Annotated in this window: 13 protein-coding genes; 6 read left to right on the top strand and 7 right to left on the bottom strand. The window is 50.7% G+C overall.

Annotation, left to right across the window (positions count from 1 at the left end):
* The first annotated feature begins 81 nt into the window (after positions 1-81).
* A complete protein-coding gene (locus ACO0LG_RS19765) occupies positions 82-2,064 on the top strand; it encodes an alpha/beta fold hydrolase (RefSeq protein ID WP_423029272.1) in 1,983 nt (660 codons plus the stop codon).
* Between the two features lie 68 nt (positions 2,065-2,132).
* Here ACO0LG_RS19765 and xerD read toward each other — a convergent pair whose 3' ends face one another.
* From xerD to ACO0LG_RS19750, 3 genes are all read right to left on the bottom strand, one after another.
* Positions 2,133-3,056 (bottom strand): site-specific tyrosine recombinase XerD, encoded by a 924-nt coding sequence (xerD, locus tag ACO0LG_RS19760; RefSeq protein WP_423029271.1) that lies wholly within the window; start codon positions 3,054-3,056, stop codon positions 2,133-2,135.
* Positions 3,047-3,580: a methylated-DNA--[protein]-cysteine S-methyltransferase gene (locus ACO0LG_RS19755; protein ID WP_423029270.1), complete on the bottom strand. Its 534-nt coding sequence runs from the start codon at positions 3,578-3,580 to the stop codon at positions 3,047-3,049. Before ACO0LG_RS19755 ends, xerD begins: the two co-directional genes overlap by 10 nt.
* A gap of 748 nt (positions 3,581-4,328) precedes the next feature.
* Positions 4,329-5,333, bottom strand: a complete 1,005-nt coding sequence (locus tag ACO0LG_RS19750; RefSeq protein ID WP_423029269.1) for a TRAP transporter substrate-binding protein — start codon at positions 5,331-5,333, stop codon at positions 4,329-4,331.
* Positions 5,334-5,858: 525 nt separating this feature from the next.
* Here ACO0LG_RS19750 and ACO0LG_RS19745 point away from each other — a divergent pair.
* From ACO0LG_RS19745 to ACO0LG_RS19725, 5 genes are all read left to right on the top strand, one after another.
* Positions 5,859-6,500 (top strand): TRAP transporter small permease, encoded by a 642-nt coding sequence (locus ACO0LG_RS19745; protein WP_423029268.1) that lies wholly within the window; start codon positions 5,859-5,861, stop codon positions 6,498-6,500.
* A 98-nt stretch (positions 6,501-6,598) separates the two neighbouring features.
* Positions 6,599-7,888: a TRAP transporter large permease gene (locus ACO0LG_RS19740; RefSeq protein WP_423029499.1), complete on the top strand. Its 1,290-nt coding sequence runs from the start codon at positions 6,599-6,601 to the stop codon at positions 7,886-7,888.
* A 156-nt stretch (positions 7,889-8,044) separates the two neighbouring features.
* Entirely contained in the window at positions 8,045-10,033 is a 1,989-nt protein-coding gene (locus ACO0LG_RS19735; RefSeq protein ID WP_423029267.1) for a sensor histidine kinase, read from the top strand.
* A 41-nt stretch (positions 10,034-10,074) separates the two neighbouring features.
* Positions 10,075-10,665, top strand: a complete 591-nt coding sequence (locus ACO0LG_RS19730) for a response regulator transcription factor (RefSeq protein ID WP_423029266.1) — start codon at positions 10,075-10,077, stop codon at positions 10,663-10,665.
* Between the two features lie 17 nt (positions 10,666-10,682).
* The gene (locus tag ACO0LG_RS19725) at positions 10,683-11,573 is read left to right on the top strand and encodes an AEC family transporter (protein WP_423029265.1); all 891 of its coding nucleotides are present in this window, start codon (positions 10,683-10,685) and stop codon (positions 11,571-11,573) included.
* A 22-nt stretch (positions 11,574-11,595) separates the two neighbouring features.
* On the opposite strand, the gene ACO0LG_RS19720 is transcribed toward ACO0LG_RS19725, so the two are convergent.
* The 4 genes from ACO0LG_RS19720 to queG form a co-directional block, all read right to left on the bottom strand.
* On the bottom strand, positions 11,596-13,509 hold the full coding sequence (locus ACO0LG_RS19720) for an ATP-binding protein (protein ID WP_423029264.1): 1,914 nt from the start codon (positions 13,507-13,509) through the stop codon (positions 11,596-11,598).
* Positions 13,506-14,030, bottom strand: coding sequence for a YfiR family protein (locus ACO0LG_RS19715; RefSeq protein ID WP_423029263.1), 525 nt, complete (start codon positions 14,028-14,030; stop codon positions 13,506-13,508). Before ACO0LG_RS19715 ends, ACO0LG_RS19720 begins: the two co-directional genes overlap by 4 nt.
* Positions 14,031-14,153: 123 nt before the next feature.
* On the bottom strand, positions 14,154-16,073 hold the full coding sequence (locus ACO0LG_RS19710; RefSeq protein ID WP_423029262.1) for a TonB-dependent receptor plug domain-containing protein: 1,920 nt from the start codon (positions 16,071-16,073) through the stop codon (positions 14,154-14,156).
* 543 nt (positions 16,074-16,616) lie between these two features.
* Positions 16,617-17,699 (bottom strand): tRNA epoxyqueuosine(34) reductase QueG, encoded by a 1,083-nt coding sequence (queG, locus tag ACO0LG_RS19705; protein WP_423029261.1) that lies wholly within the window; start codon positions 17,697-17,699, stop codon positions 16,617-16,619.
* Between the last annotated feature and the right edge of the window lie 78 nt (positions 17,700-17,777).

Genomic DNA, 17,777 nt, shown 5'->3' with positions numbered 1-17,777 from the left:
TAAAGAATAAACGCCTCGTAATCCGGGGCGTTTATTTTTAGTGCTTCTTATTTTTCAACACTGAACCTCATAGGAAAAAGAATGAATCAGGTGCTCACCAAAATGTGCAAGCAGCTATCAATCTGCGCAGTTATCGCTTTTGGCCTGGCAGTGCCAGTCCATGCGCAAACACCGGCAACAGAAAAAATCCCGGTTGAGAATTTCTTCAAGAACTTGCAAATTGAAAAAGTGCAGGTATCTCCAGATGGAAAAACCATCGCCATGCTTGCTGCTGGGAAAAATAACCGGATTGTCTTGTCTGTCATGGACACTACCACCATGACTCCAAGAATAATTGCTGGTTACGAAAAAACTGACGTCAATGATTTTCACTGGGTTAATGCCCAGAGGTTGATTTTCAGCACTTGGGATAACAATGCTGGCCAGGACGAATTCCGCAGTGGGAATGGCATGTTTGCGGTCAACGTCGATGGTAGCCAGTTCCGCCAACTGGTAGGTGGCTCTGGAGCGAGCAATGCAAGGGTGTTATCGTATGGGCACAGTTTCCTGAGTCCTGTGAATACCGCCAGCTCAAACGACATATATGTCACCCGCAGATCTGGCACGCGTAATAACCCTACTTCGTCATTGTTCAAGCTTGACACCGTTACGGGTCAAAGTGAAATAGTTGCAACTCCACAAAATGCTGTTGGTTTTATGATTGATAAAACTGGCGCTCTTCGCATTGCCAATACGAATGTGGATAATCTTTCAGGAGTTGACTACAAGGATGAAAAAACCCAGCAATGGCGCACCCTGATCAGCTATGACAGGACAAAAGAAGATGGTTTTTCGCCAGCGTTCATCTCACCTGATGGTCAATTGTATGTAACAGCGCACAAAGGTCAGGATACAACTTCAGTGTATCGCTATGACCTGGAAAAAAATAAAATCGATGACACGCCCGTCATATCTACTAAAGGTTTTGACTTTACCGGCAATTTCATTTTCAACAAAAAACTCAATAAATTATTGGGTATCACTTACGAGACAGATGCAGCTGGCGTATTGTGGCTTGATGATAAATTGAAAGCCCTGCAGGCCAAAATTGACAAGGCCCTGCCTAACACCATCAACAGCTTGTCCATTGCAACTGATGCTGATACCCAGTTGGTGGTAGTTTTCTCACGTTCGGATATTCATCCAGGTTCTTATCTCATCTACAACACAAAAACTGAGCAATTCACAGCAATTGGTGACCGCAAACCAGAAATCAATGCCAAGGACATGTCATATAAAGACTTTGTTAAAGTCAAAGCCAGGGATGGTATGGAAATACCGACTTACATGACTATTCCACACAACACTACTGGCAAGAACTTGCCTATGGTCGTCATGGTACATGGCGGCCCCTACGTCCGCGGCGGACACTGGAATTGGAATAGAGAGACGCAATTTCTTGCTTCTCGTGGCTACATTGTCATAGAACCAGATTTTCGCGGCAGCGAAGGCTATGGCAAGACGCTCCATAAAGCTGGCTGGAGGCAATGGGGCCTGGCAATGCAAGACGACGTCACGGATGTGACCAAGTGGGCCATAGAGAAAGGTTATGCTGATCCTAAACGTATTTGCATTGCAGGTGCCAGCTATGGCGGCTATGCCGTACTCATGGGCCTGATCAAAGAACCTGAGCTGTACCGCTGTGGCATAAGCTGGGTAGGCGTCACTGACATCAATCTGCTTTATGATGTTAGCTGGAGTGATACTGCTGGAAGCACATGGGCGCGCTATGGCATGCCAGTGCTGATTGGTGACCAGCAAAAAGATGCCGCTCAATTAAAAGCGACTTCCCCCGTTGAACAAGCGCAACGACTCACTAAACCGCTGATACTTGCTTATGGTGTGGAAGATGTCCGCGTACCTTTGGTTCATGGAGAGCGCTTCAAAAAAGCCGTCCCCGCCACCACAAAAGTTGAATGGATTACTTACAAAGGTGAAGGCCACGGCTGGCGCCAATTAAATAACAATGTCGACTTCTGGAACAGGGTAGAAAAATTCCTGGATGAGAATACGGCAGTAAAATAAATCAATACGCTTCAATTAAAAAATCCACGCTGATCAGCGTGGATTTTTTTTGTCGGGCACAAATTCGCTCAACCACGCGGATGATGCATGGCATGCAGTTTTTTCAAGCGTTCACGCGCTACGTGTGTATAAATTTGCGTCGTTGAAATATCCGCATGTCCCAGCAACAATTGCACCACCCGCAAATCAGCACCATGGTTCAAGAGATGGGTGGCAAAAGCATGGCGCAAGGTATGTGGTGACAAATGGGTAGTAATGTCTGCCTGCATTGCATATTTTTTGATGAGTATCCAAAACATTTGTCGCGTCATGGCCCCACCACGCGCTGTGACAAACAGGGCATCATCAATTTGCCCGTTCAAGATGGCAGGCCGTCCCTCACGCAGATAGCGCTCCAGCCAGATGCGGGCTACTTCGCCAAACGGCACCAGCCTGGTTTTATCGCCTTTGCCGGTGATGCGTAGCACGCCTTCGTTCAAGCCGACCTCTATGGATCGCAAACCCACCAGCTCGCTGACGCGCAGGCCACAGGCATACAATAATTCCAACATGGTCTTGTCGCGCAAACCATGGGGATTTGTCTCATCCGGCGCCTGCAGCAAGGCAACCACCTGGGCTTCGCTCAGTGTCTTGGGCAATCGCTGACCCTGTTTGGCCGAGCGTAATTTGGTACAGGGGTTTTCACTGATGAGGTTTTGGCGGAATGCCAGCAGATAAAAGCGCTTGAGCACACTCATGCGCCGGTTGGCAGAACTGGCTTTGGATGTGCCGTGTTTGGCTGCAATGTAATTGCCTATGTCTGCATGGTTGACTTCATACAAATGCTTGCCTTGACCCTCATGCAAATATTCAGCAAACAAGCGCATGTCACGGCGATAAGCTTCTATGGTATTTTTTGCCAGCCCGTCTTCCAGCCATAGTGCATCGCAAAACTGATCGATTTGTGACGTCAATTTTTCCGGCAAAATGACAGGTAGCGGTTTTACTTCCACAATTTTTCCTGGGTAAAACCTGCCACGCCCTCATGTGTCAGCAGCCAGCGCTTCACCCCAAGGTGAAATCCTGTCTCATCATCATTGTGGGCAAAGCCACCCAAACCACCAGCAGCAGTAACGCGGTGACATGGGATAACTAGAGGGTACCAGTTGGCACCACATGCCTGCCCTACTGCGCGTGGTGCAGAGCGTATATGCTTGGCGATCTGTCCATAGGTAAGCACCTGGCCGCGCGGTATGGAAGAAATAGCCTGCCAGACCTTGCCCTGGAATGCCGTACCGGCCTCTTTCAAAGGCAGGTCAAATTGAAAATCGGGGTTTTCCAGATAGGCCGTTATTTGCCTGGCGGCTTTTTCAGCTACTTTGTCTGAAGGTGCTTTTTCCTGGAAGCGTGGTGGCAGGTAGACCAGTTCACTAATCTTTTGGTCTTCACAGCGTATGCCAACGGCACCAAAAGGAGCTTCGACAATGGCGGAGAAAAAAACTGCTTCCTTGGATTCTTTGTGTTCTTTGTTCAACATGGTTTTCCTTTTTGACAAAAGAAAAAAGGCGCATCATCCGATGCGCCCTTAAAACATCTTTCGCGTTTTTGGCTGTTTAGCGTCTGCGATTTTTTTAAATTTATCACATTCGCTCAGCTTGTAGTAAAAACGCGCGTCTCCTCAGTGTGTACGGTATCGTTACCGTTATTTTGCACTACCGCCTTTTAAACCTGTGTACCTTTTTTATTCTTCTTTTTGTCTTGCAGAATTCTGAACTGCCGTGAATATAGCATGACAAGTTTTGGCTTTCAAAATAAAAATGATACAAAACAGTGCATTGTTGCAGATATGTGAAAAACGATCATAAACCTAAAAAATGTGCTAGGCAACACCGATTTAAATTCTGCCAAAATAAAAAATGCCGTATTTCCTTGCGGGAAACTAGGTAATTTCTTTCAAAATTTCGTCACTTTACTTTGTTTAACGTATTCACCTACTAAATATGACAAGCATCTGATGATCCTCAATGCGTCAACAATTGGCAGGCGACGGCATGCTGAGTACACCTGCGCATAAAAAACAGGCGGATCAAACCAAATTTTTCACCATTTTGGTGATTGTAAGAACCGTTGGCCTGCATGCCATTCAAGCATGACTCAAATATCATCTGAAATTTGTTGATTAAAAACTACTGCACCGTACGGACAAGTCAAAAAAAACCACCATGCTCATGCCATGGTGGTTTTTGAGGAATTTCAGAAGTCTAGCTAACTACTTGATTACCCAATTACTTAAAGCCCAATTTAGCGCCTTCTTTGTTGACGTTGGCAATCAACTCTTTGCCTATTCGTCCTTCCATTTCTTTTTGTACAGGTAACAAAGCCTTACGCCATTCCGCTTTTTCTTTGTCGGTCAGCACATAGACCGTGGTTTTTCCAGATTTTTTAACTGCTTCCAGTGCATTGTCATTTTCTTGCTGGGCAATAGCATTGGCATACTTGGTTGCCGATTTCATCGCCTCATCCAGCTGGGCACGTATATCTGCTGGCAAGCCATCCCAGAATTTTTTATTGACGATGACAGCATAGCCAAGATAGCCATGGTTAGTCACGGTGACATGTTTTTGTACTTCATGCATTTTTTGCGTGTATAGATTGGATGGCGGGTTTTCTGTGCCATCCACTACGCCGGTTTGCAAGGCTTGATAAACTTCAGAGAATGCCAGCACCTGAGGGTTGGCACCCAAGGCGCGCATTTGTGCATCCAGCACCTTGGATGATTGTATGCGCAGCTTTTGCCCCTTCATGTCGGCTGGCAAATGCATGGGTTTGTTGGAAGACATGACCTTGAAACCATTGTCCCAGAAGCCGAGGCCAATGATGCCTTTGGGTTCCAGTTTTTTCATGAGGTCTTTGCCAATTGCGCCCTCTGTCACGGCGTACAGCACGTCTTTGGATGGGAAAATATACGGCAGATCAAATACTTCGAATTCTTTAACACCCAGCGGGCCAAATTTGGCCAGCGAAGGTGCCAGCATCTGCACCGCACCTAGTTGCAGGGCTTCCAGTTCTTCCTTATCTTTGTACAAAGTACTATTGGCATAGACCTCAACCTTGACGCGGCCCTTGGTGGCTTTTTCTGCCAGTTCCTTGAAACGCTCGGCAGCTTTGCCTTTAGGCGTATCGTTGGAAACCACATGACTGAATTTGATGACGATAGGCGCTTGCGCAAATGCGGCACCACTGACCAGAGATGCGGTCAACAGGGAAAACAGTACTGACTTCAGTTTCATATTTGTCTCCGGACGTTTTTATGGATTGTGTCTATTCTTGCACAGATTATTGCAATGCCAGCATTATCTGCCAACTGTGGAAAACCACAAGTCCAGCAACTAGCAGACAGAAATATTACTGAGTCAGCCATTTCAGCAAAAAAATTACTATACTTGTATTTATTCCATTCATGAACATAATGTGGAAAACCACAGTTGCCGCAGTTGCAGTGCTACCTGAAAATGAGCAACAAAATAAAAATTAATTTTTACAATACGGGGACTCAATGAATCAAAAATCCACATTACCTGGCTGAAGTCCGCTGGTCGTCCTGACTTGCTGCATTGATACGGAATACAAATTTGTAGCTGGTGACGACTGCAACGTAGCGCGGCAAGCGTGTATCTGTCCTTGATCAGCTATAAGGCGCGCAATCAGATCTTATTACCAAGCCACATTGGCAAGGCATATTAGCAAGGCAAAGACATAAAAAGATACTGCCTGTCTTTTCAACATCGCGTTAATTTTTCCAATAGGATCCTGTCATGAAATTTCTCGATCATCTGGAAGAGTGGATTATCGCTGCCCTCATGGGTGGTGCAACGTTCATCATCTTCATTTCCGTTCTTCACCGTTACGGTACCGGCTTCAATATCCCAATAGTGCAAGACTGGTTATTGTCACTGCATTTCAGTTGGGCACAAGAACTGTGCATCATCATGTTCGTCTGGATGGCCAAGTTTGGTGCCGCCTATGGGGTGCGCGCTGGCGTGCATGTAGGCGTCGACGTGCTGGTGACCCGCCTGCCGTCAGAATGGCGCAATGCCACTGTCTATACCGCACTGGTATGCGGCATGATCTTTACCGGCATCATTGGCACATTGGGTCTGACCTTTGTCTGGGAAAACGGCATGCACTATGCCATTTTCCACACCCTGGGCCTGCCTGTAGGCGAACTCACTGAAGGTCCGACTACGCCTGATTTGGAATGGCCTACCTGGATAGTTTATTCCGCAGTCTGGATGGGTTCTTATTTAATGTGCTTCCGCTTTATCCAGGTTGCGCTTGTCTTCAATCGCACAGGCGAATTACCAGTACATGATCATGCCCATGTAGAGGGCTTGAGTGATGAAGAAAATGAAATCCAATTGCAACCGGCAACAGCAGCAGCGAAAGGAGGTGTGTAATGAGCGCCGCCATTGATACACTGGGCATCAAACAGATGTCAAAACAGCGTGCCACGATCGTCTTGTGTGGCATCGTCCTGGCACTTGGTGCCATGTGCATGGTAGGCAAGGTCGGTATTGTCTTCGCCTTGCTGATTGCGCTGATGCTGACTGGCATCCCGGTCTCAATTGCCCTGGGCCTGACAGTGCTGATGTTCATGTACCTGCTGACTCAGGTACCAATCGAAGCCGTGGCCCTGAAGCTGTTCACTGGCATAGAAAAGTTCGAGATCATGGCTATCCCTTTCTTTATCCTGGCTGGTAACTTCCTGACTCATGGTGGTGTTGCCAAGCGCATGATCAATTTTGCTACCAGCATGGTAGGTCACTGGCATGGTGGCCTGGCGCTGGCGGGTATTATTTCCTGCGCCATGTTTGCTCTGGTATGCGGCTCCAGCGTGGCGACTGTGGTGGCGATTGGTTCCATCATCTTGCCTGCCATGGTCAAGCAAGGTTATCCCAAACAGTTTGGTGCAGGCGTTATTATCACGGCGGGTTCTCTGGGTATTTTGATGTTGCCATCGATTCCCAAGGTGATTTACGCGATTTCTACCAATACCTCGATTGGTGCCTTGTTCGTCGCTGGTTTATTCCCAGGCATGCTGCTGACCGCCATGCTGTGTGCAACGACCTGGTTCCTGGCCAGGAAAAATGGCTACCCACGCATGAAACGGGCTACCTGGGGCGAGCGCTGGAAGGCATTCCGCGAAAGTATCTGGGGTCTGCTGCTGGTCGTCATCATCATCGGCGGCATCTATAGCGGCATCTTCACTGCGACAGAAGCAGCGGCCATGAGTGCGGTGTACGCTTTCTTTATCTCTGTCTTTGTTTATAAGGACATGAAGATAGCGAATACTCCAAAAGTGCTGGTCAATTCAGCGGCGTTGTCAGCCATGCTGTTGTACATCATTACCAATGCCGTGCTGTTTTCCTTCCTGATGGCGCATGAGAACATTCCCCAGCTCATGGCTGACTGGATACTGGGCAAAGAACTGGGCAGGGCTGGTTTCCTGTTCTTTACCAATATCCTGCTGCTGTTGGCTGGTAATGTCATGGAACCATCGTCCATCATCCTGGTCATGGCACCTATTCTGCATCCGGCCGCAATGCGCCTGGGCATAGATTCCGTCCATTTCGGTATCCTGATCGATGCGAACATGGAAGTAGGCCTTTGCCACCCACCAGTGGGCCTGAACCTGTATGTCGCCAGTGGCATTTCAAAAATGAGTATTACCGAGCTGACTGTTGCAGTCATGCCGTGGTTGTGTACGATGCTGGTCTTCCTCGTGATTGTCACGTATTGGCCGGGCCTCTCCTTATGGCTGCCACGGGCCATGGGTATGATGTAAGCCAGGTAAACCAGCGAAGGGCCAGAAATAGACCTATTTCTGGCCCTTTGTTTTACAAACCTCGATACAGCCTGGCGGGTATCATGAGCTGAAAAGCCTGCGCATCCACAAATTACCCCTGTCAGCAATGATCAGGCTGCGATAAACTCGTTTTTTATGAAAAGCATCCAACGCTCCCAATCCTGGCCCAATCAAAAGTGGCGCTGGATTATTCCCATTTTGCTGCTGTTGTTATTCTTGTCCACACTGATCTGGTTACCGTGGCAAGCACAACGCATGGAGGCCAATGAGCGTCAGGAACAACTGATCGCTGATTCACTATGGGTAGAACAGGCCATACAATTCCAGCTCAATCGCAACGACGAGGTCTTGCGCCAGGTTGGTAATGAAATCAAATCGGCCAAGTTGCCAAAAGATGCCGTGCTGGAGCGCTTTCGCACCATACTCAAGAATAACCGCGAAATCCAGCGCATCGCCTGGTATGACGCCAGCAATAAATTACTGGTGGATACCCGCGAAGTCATACCGGCAAATAATGACAGGCTGCCCCTGCCCAAGTTTGAATTTGGCGAGCTTGATGTCAGCGAAGAAACGGTGTGCATGAAACCCGTTTTGGAAATCAATGCCAAGAATGCTTACCTCATGCATTGCCAGATCCCTCTGATCAAAGACGATCACCGGGTAGGCAGCATCATGATCAGTTACCGCATGAATGCCATACTGGAGGAGCTGGTGCCTTGGTGGTTTGCCCAGGATAACCAGATCACCATCACCGACATTGACGACCGCATCCTGGCCGAACGCAGCGCCGGTGGCAGCGGCAAAAACGTGTATACCCACAGCCGCGCCTGGGAATTACCCAGTCTGACCCTGGTTTTGCGCACCAACAGCATCAAGACTGAACCAAAGCTCTTGTCGAACTTGCTGGTCTTGTCGGTGATCCTGCTATCGATAGGCCTGATCTGGAGCCTGCTGGCCCTGTGGCGCGATATCAACCGCAGGCTGGCCGCCGAGGGGGCGCTGCGCAAGCAGGTGACTTTCCGCGCTGCCATGGAAAACTCCCTGGTCACCGGTCTGCGTGCGCGTGATATGGAAGGCCGCCTGACTTATGTGAATCCGGCTTTTTGCCGCATGGTAGGTTTCCCGGCGGAAGAAATCATAGGACGCATGCCACCCATGCCTTACTGGGCACCAGAAGCGATAGAAGAATATCAGCAGCGCTTTACCCAGTTACTGGCCGGTACCGTGCCGTCCGAGGGTTTCGAGACGACATACCAGCATGCCAGCGGCGAGCGCATCCCGGTACTGATCTATGAATCTGCCCTTATCGATGAACAGGGTAAGCAGGCGGGCTGGATGAGCTCCATCCTCGATATCTCTGAGCTCAGGCGCGCGCAAGAACTGACCCGCCAGCAGGAAGAGAAATTGCACACCAGTGCCAAGCTGGCGACCATGGGTGAAATTGCCTCGATGCTGGCGCATGAACTGAACCAGCCGCTGGCGGCAATATCAAGCTACACCACTGGTGCAGTCAACCTTTTGCAGGCGGGCATGATAGACCGCAGCCTGTTCCAGAGTGCGCTCGAAAAAGTCAATGCCCAGGCGCAGCGTGCTGGGCAAATCATACGCAGCGTGCATGAGTTTGTTAAAAAACGAGAAGCCGCCCGTGAACCCCTGCAAATTGCTGACCTCATACAAAGTGCCATGCCGCTGGTGGAACTGCAGGCACAGGCCAGCCATGTCGCCCTGCAATGGAAAGTCAAGCTCAAGCTGCCACTGGTGCTGGCAGACCGCGTATTGCTGGAGCAAGTCTTGCTGAACCTGACCAGAAATGCCATTGAAGCCATGCAAACCACGGCACCAGAAAAACGCATACTGCGAGTAGAAGCGGCAATGGATGAGGCCAGCCAGCAAGTGATCGTCAGCGTGACCGACCGCGGCCACGGCATACCGGCAGAAGTGGCTGAGAAACTGTTTTCACCGTTTTTTACCACCAAGTCTGCCGGCATGGGCATGGGTTTGAACATTTGCCGCACTGCCATAGAATTTCATGGCGGCAAGCTCTCACATCATGAAAACCCTGCCGGTGGTACTATTTTCCAATTCGCTTTACCTATACAAGACTATCCGAGCGCATCAAGTTAGCAAAAAATACATAATGCGCCGCACAAAAAACGGGAGATACCATGTTACATATCATCGACGATGAAGAGGTCATCCGTGACTCCTTATCCTGGCTGGCCAGGTCCAGGCAAATTGCCGCACACAGCTATGAAAGTGCAGAAAAATTCCTGATCGCCCTCGACAAACCACTGATGTTTGACAGCCAGGGCGACTGCATTCTGCTGGATGTGCGCATGCCCGGCCTGACTGGCATCAACCTGTTTGAAATGCTGGCAGCGCGGCAATTGACCAAGCGCTTGCCCGTGATCTTCCTGACTGGTCATGGCGATGTACCGATGGCAGTAGATACGCTGAAGCGCGGTGCCTTTGATTTTTTTGAAAAACCCTTCAACGACAACAAGCTCATGGACAGGGTGCAAGAAGCCCTTGCCATCTCGCGCCAGGCAGGTTCTGCAGCATTGGTGCATGACCGATTAACCAGCCTGTCTGCCCGGGAAAAAGAAGTGCTGGACCTGATCCTGCTCGGCAAAATGAACAAGGTCATTGCCGACCAGTTGGGTATCAGCATGCGTACGGTGGAAGTACACCGTGCCCATATTTTTGACAAGATGCAAGTCAAAACTGCGGTGGAGCTGGCGGGGCTGCTCAAGTAAATAGATGAAGTAAACCGATGTCCATCTTCACCCTGCTGTTTCCCGACTTCAGTCTGATACTGATCGGCTTTCTGCTGGCACGTCATGCACACTGGGGCGGGCATTTCTGGGCCGGGGTGGAAAAGATCGTGTATTTCATCATGTTCCCTGCCCTGTTGTTTTACACAACTTCACGCACCCGCTTTGATTTTCACTCGACGGGGCATTTGCTGCAAGTCGCCGTCATCACCACGGCCTGTGGCATGTTGCTGGGCTGGCTGGCCAAATTCATGTTCAAGACCGCCCCCAGGATATTTGAGTCCGGTGTGCAAACAGCATTCCGTTTTAATTCCTACATCGCCCTGGCGATTGCCTCGCGTCTGGCGGGTGATGAGGGTACCGCATTGATGGCTTTGCTGATTGGCTTTCTCGTGCCTATCTGCAATATGGGTGCGGTATATGCGCTGGCACACAATAGCGGCAGGCTCATGAAAGAAATCGCCAGCAATCCGCTGGTCGTCGGTACCGCTAGCGGGGTCTTGTTCAGCGTACTTGAAATTCCCATGCCAGAAGGCATAGCCGCCACCCTGTCACGATTAGGCAATGCATCGATCGCATTAGGCTTGCTGGCCGTTGGTGCTGGCATGCGCCTGTCCGGCCTGCGTGAAGCCAAGGGCATAGCCACCTATTTTTTATCGGTGAAGCTGCTGGCCCTGCCTCTGATCGCCCTGTTCCTTGGCCGTTGGCTGGAATTGCCGCCACTGCAATTACAGATTGCCGTGGTCTTCTGCGCCCTGCCCACCGCATCCAGCGCTTATGTGCTGGCGGCGCGCATGGGTGGTAACGGGCCATTTGTGGCCTTCCTGATTTCGGCAAGTACGGTGTTGTCCGTGCTGACTTTGCCGGTCTGGCTGAGCCTGGTTCGTTAAGCCGCCCTGCTCTGTACCATGGTCATCCCTTCGCTACTACGCGGTTTTGACCATGGCGATTCGCAGGGTCGCACAAAATTGCATTAATCTGATCAAAGCTGACAGGCTTGACCAGATGCGCATCAAAACCAGCATCCAGAGCCAATTGACGGTCTTTTTCCTGACCCCAGCCTGTGATGGCGACCATGACGGTTTTTTGCAGTTCAGGCTTGAGACGCAATCCACGCACCAGATCATATCCATTCAAATGCGGCAAACCAATATCAAGGAAAGCAAAATCAGGTTTGAACGCGGCGGCAATACTGAGCGCCTCCGCGCCATCATGGCTGATCAGGGTGGTGTGACCAATCAATTCCAGCAACTCGCCAAATCCCTTGACGAAATCCACGTTGTCATCCACCAGAAAAATGCGGTATTTCGCATTCGCCGCTTGCCTGTCTGCCGCCTGCTGCTCATCCGCTACAAGATGAGCCAACGCTGGTAAACGCAAGATAAATTCACTTCCCTCGCCCATCCCGGTGCTACGGGCGACAATGCTGCCGCCATGCAATTCTGCCAGACGGCGCGCTAATGACAAGCCTACACCCAGTCCGGCATTGGAACGCTCTATCGACGAATCAGCCTGGCTGAACATGTCGAAGATACTTTCCTGCATGTGTGGCGCAATGCCTATCCCATTGTCCTTGATGCGTATTTCAATATCATTGCCGTCCAGCGCAGCGGTCAAACTGATCTGCCCGCCTTGCGGTGTATATTTGACTGCATTGTTGAGGAGGTTGGAAACGATCTGCGCCAGTCGTGTGGCGTCGCCGGCGATCATCAATTTCTGAACAGGTAACTGTATTTCAAATTGATGGGCAAACTTATCGATCAGCGGGCGGGCAATCTCGACTGCATTATTGATGATGGCATGCAGCGACACGGGTGCCACCTGTATCGCCAGTTTACCGGTATTGATACGTGAGACATCCATCAAGTCATCAACCAGGCGCACCATTTGCACCAGTTGTCTTTCCATGATGTCCCGTGCCTTGGCCGTTGCCGCTTTGTCGCCTTCTTTCATCCGCAAGATGTCGAGGCCAGTGCGTATGGGTGCCAGCGGATTGCGCAATTCATGTGCCAGCGTCGCCAGAAACTCATCCTTGCGACGGTCGGCCTGCAACAGCGCCTCCTCTGCTGATTCGCGTATGCGCACTTCCTGTTCCAGCCTGGTATTGGTCGTTTCCAGTGCATCGGCACGGCGGCCCAGTTCAATCAGCATGTCATTGAATGCAGCGACAAGCGTACCGATCTCGCCACCATCGCGGCTTTCTACCCGCAAGGAAAAATCCCGGTTGTGTATGACCCGGCGGGCAACATCAGTGATTGATCCCAAAGGCGTGGTAATGGCCACCTGCAAACGTGAGGCTACAATACCTGCCAGTAACAGGCTGATCAGCATGACAGACACCAGGATCATGCTGTAACTCTTGATCCGTTCAAACAGAGGATAAATTTCGCGGATGTATACCGTGCCAAGAAATTCACCGTTTTCTATGACGCGGTAATAGACATGCAATTCACTGCCATCTATCGTATAACCAGATGCGCCCGGTGATTCGGGATAGGCCGGTGAAACCAGGTCCGGCTGCCTGTAGCCAGCAAAGCGATTGCCATTGGCATCATAGATTGCTCCTACCAGGATTTGCGGTCTGGCGCGCAACATACCCAAATTGTGTTCTGCAGCAGCGTTATCATTAAAACTCAACGCGGGTGCCACTGCCTTGCCGACAATTTCTGCTTGGGTAGAAAGGTCACTGACCCATGAACGCTGGAAGGACACCAGGTCGTAAATCAGCATGGCGACAGAAGCGACAATCACGGCCACCAGCGTCGTGATCATCGCCATCATGATCAGCTTGCCTCTGACGCTGTTGGTTTCAAATAATGTTTTCATGGCGTCGCTTTTTGCACGAGATAAGCAACCGACAGCAAGCGTGAACTCAGCTTCAGGCCTGCTTTGTCAGCAGCTGGTAAAGACACTTCAAAACGCACCCTGTCATCCACCATACGGAAATTGATCACACTGCCCAACCGCATGCCGCTGTCAAATTCTGTGATCGTCAAGATACCCAAAGAGGCGGCGTTGCGTAAAGGCCTTTCGGCGGAATCTGATTCAGCCACGCCAATGAACAAGATGTTCAAGCCATCCAGTTTTTCCCTTGGCCCCAGCGTCCTGACGGTCACTATACGTCCGTTGATACTGCGCCCGCTGACCTGGCGCGTCAGATCATTTGCCACATCGTCAGCACCAAGCACACCGATCACCAGCGGCGTCTCGGCACTGCCAACTTCAACTGCCGGGAAATCAATATATCCAATAAATTTTGCAATGAACGCCGCCTTGATATTGCGTTCCTGCGGTACTTCAGCCTTGACTGACCATGCAGTACAAATCACAAAAAATGGCAAAAACATGCAAGCGAGCGTACGCCAAAAGAATGGCGCAACCCTGGAATGACAGTCAGGACTGATAGAAGCCTGAACCTGAACTTGAACTTGATCTGAGAGCTTGAGATGGATATCAGTCATGATGGCTGATTAAAAGCGCTTGGAGATTTTTAACAACACGGCACGGTCAAAGACACTTCTACCGGCAAGACCGCCAAATTCAGTGTGCGTAGCGTGCAAAAGATTCTGCCCTATGAGCGCAACGTCCACATCGGGCCGCACCCGCCATGACCATTGTGCATCCATCTCGTAATACGCGGGCACGGCCGGATTTGACAGTTCTGAGTTATAGCGCAACGATACATCCAGTTGCTGATTCTGCGACAAATCAGAAGAAGAACGCAAGGTCCAATGGCGGCGCGGATCATTGTTTGCCAGCCCGCTGCTGGCGCTGGAATCCTTGCTACCGGCTTTAAGTTGGGTAGTGATGTTTTGCACGACCAGACCACCCGAGAGACGCCATTTGCTCACTGGCTGCCAGCGCCACCATGCTTCCAACCCCCTGGTCCTGCCTTCGCCCATATTCTGAAATACCGCCCCACCGCTTGTCTGGGGTTCCAGCGTACGCAAACTATCATAGCGGCTGGTAAACGCAGTCAGTGAGTAGGAAAAACCATTATCAAGCTGAGCGCGGTAACCGATTTCGAGAACCTTTGCCACTTCAGACTGGAAGTCTGGTCCACCCGCAATTCCAAACTGTGGAATGCTATTCACCACAGGTGGATTGGTCGGAGAATAAAAATCACGGTCTATGCGTGACGGCGCACGCACTGTACGTGACAGGCTGGTCCATATCAATTTAGACTGATCTGGCATCCAGGCCAGGCGTACATTGGGCAAATGTTCCCAGGCCGTGTAATTATTATGCTCTGACTTTAGTCCTATGGTGACCTTCAAACGCTTGTCGATGGCAATTTCATCCTGGGCAAACACACTGCCCCAATGCATGCTCAGGTCGCCTGGCAAAAAACCGAAGCCCTGGCCATTGCTGATGCGGTCACTTGAATAGCGGTACGCACCACCCCATGAAAAACGGTGTGTATCGCCAAGATGCAGATTATGTTGCGCCTGTAAATCCACTGTGCCAAGGCGCTCGGCAAAGGCATTTGGTTGATTACGTTCAGTATGGTCGAATATAACGCCCAGATGCAAGTCAGAACCATTGTCGAGCTTGCTATTGAGGGCACCTGTCAGATTGGCGCCACTGATATGTATGTCAGCCGTACTCGTCTGGCCCAGTTCGCCAGAGTAGGCATCGCCCGAGAGAGAGATGCCATAATTACGGATCAGCCAGTCAGACCGGAAACCCGCTTGCAAACGGCGAAACCCAGTGTGGGTGTTGCCCCCGGCAGCCGTGAAAGTATCATCTACCTCGGTGGCTTTTGCATAGATCCGGTAATAGCCCTTGTCAAATAATTCGCCACCATAACGGAACCCACCCACGCGGTCTTTGCTGCCACCGACAAAACCGAGGACACCATCCTGCGTATCCTTGGCTGACTTGGTGATGATGCTGATGACCCCATTGACTGCATTCGCGCCATAGATAGTCGCACCAGGGCCGCTGATGACTTCTATGCGTTCAATATCCGCCATGAGCACATCCTGCGCATCCCAGAAGACGCCAGAAAACAGGGGAGAATAAATACTGCGCCCATCAATCAGCACCAGCAGTTTATTTTCAAACGCACTGTTAAAGCCACGGGCAGTGATCGCATAATTACGCGCATCGACCCGCGACACTTGCAAATTCGGCGCCAGTCGCAAGGCCTCAGGCAAACTACGCGCACCGCTGCGGGCAATTTCAGCTGCACTAATAATATAAATCGAGGCCGCCGCATTGCCCAGCCTCTCTTCCTGGCGGGACAAGGATGTAATGACAACTTCGCTCAATTGCTCCAGAGAAAGCACAGGCAATTCAGCATCTCCCTCCAGCGCCAGCGCGCTGACTGGGGAAAGCAATAACAGGAGAGCTGAACATACAGCTGCATAAATGCGTTTTTGGGGCATGATAAGCTGTGTGTAGATATATTTAATGAACGTCTGCTGTCATACAAGCCATGGCAGCATGATAAGAGATGATTGTCGCAGAAAACTGTTAGCTACGCCACATAGGGTGTGGAAGCAACAAATTAGCGTCACAACTGCCTACAGGTCGCGTTGCTGTTGGTGTTTGGTTTGACTTTGGGGTTGTTGTTGAACTTGGCAGTTCCCATGTGTAGACGCCGTTTGTGCAATACAGAAAATGGATCAAGAAATGACCGTTGTCCGAGCCTAGCGAGTTTCGGAGCTTCCCATTTTTTGTATTGCAAAAACGGGAACCCCGTCAGGGGGCGATGATGCCTGGGTCGCCTTTCTTTGAATTCCTTCTTTGGCGACGCAAAGTAAGAATTTCGGCTGCCGGGCCGAAACCCGGCTTGGCTCTACGAAGTGCAATCGCATTACACGCGACACAAATATGCAACAAACGCCCTAGGCTCCAGCCTTCGCTGGAGCGACGACATTACGAGTTCGGTTTATGAATACCGTATTCATTAGTCGCTATTTGAGGGATTAACTGTCCACCCCATGCTGCTCCAAAGCCCAAACCACATGCTCCCTCACCATCTCAGACGGATGTACCAAGCGAGACTGCAAAGCGGCCACGATTTCAACATCCCCGCACATGCTCACCGCCGCATTCCCCAACCCAACCGCAATATTCCGCAACCAGCGCTCATGCCCTATGCGCCGTATCGGGCTACCTTCCAGCATGCGCAAGAATTGCTCTTCCGTCCAGGCAAACAAATGCACCATGCGGGCATTGTCGAGTCCATTGCGGACAGAAAAATCATCCACAGCCGCGGCCTGGGCAAATTTATTCCAGGGGCACACCAACTGGCAATCATCACAACCATAGACACGGTTACCTATCAGCGGGCGCAATTCCACCGGTATGCTGCCGTGCAATTCTATGGTCAGGTAAGACACGCACAAGCGCGCATCGACGGTATAAGGTGCAACGATCGCCTTGGTCGGGCAGACATCCATGCAAGCGCTGCACTGGCCGCAATGCTCGCCAACTGGTTCATCAACAGGCAAAGGGATATCAATCAGGATTTCACCCAGAAAGAACATGGAGCCCGCTTCGCGACTGAGTAACAGACTATGTTTTCCGCGCCAGCCCAGGCCAGCCTTGGCGGCCAGCGCCACTTCCATGACCGGGGCTGAATCAGTAAATACCCGGTAGCCGAAGGGGCCTATGGCTTTTTCTATGCGGTCAGCCAGTTGCTGCAGGCGAGTGCGCAAGACTTTGTGGTAATCGCGGCCACGCGCGTACAAGGAAATGACAGCCTTATCGTCAGCCTGGTTCCGCTCTTCGGCCCGCCAGCTTTCAGTCTTGGGTAAATAGTTCATACGGGCAGAAATCACCCTGACCGTGCCCGGCACTAGCTCTGCCGGGCGGGTGCGTTTAGTACCGTGGCTGGCCATATAGGCCATTTCACCATGATAGCCCGCATCCAGCCAGGCCTGGAAGCTGCCTTCTATATGCGACAGATCGACGTCACCTATGCGCAGCTCGGCAAAGCCCAGCTCCTTGCCCCACAGGCGTATTTGCCCCGCCAAGTCGGCTAGGGCTGTGCTGTCCAGACTCACGCGCTAAGCCCTCTGTAGTACACAGATTGAGGGTGTTGTGCTATGTTAGGCAGATTCATGAATAGGAACTTTGCAGGA

The organism is Undibacterium sp. Ji42W, assembly GCF_049340405.1.
In the GTDB taxonomy this organism is placed as follows: Bacteria; Pseudomonadota; Gammaproteobacteria; order Burkholderiales; family Burkholderiaceae_D; genus Undibacterium.
Note: the sequence above shows the minus strand (reverse complement) of the source record. Positions and strands in the feature narration are given on the sequence as shown.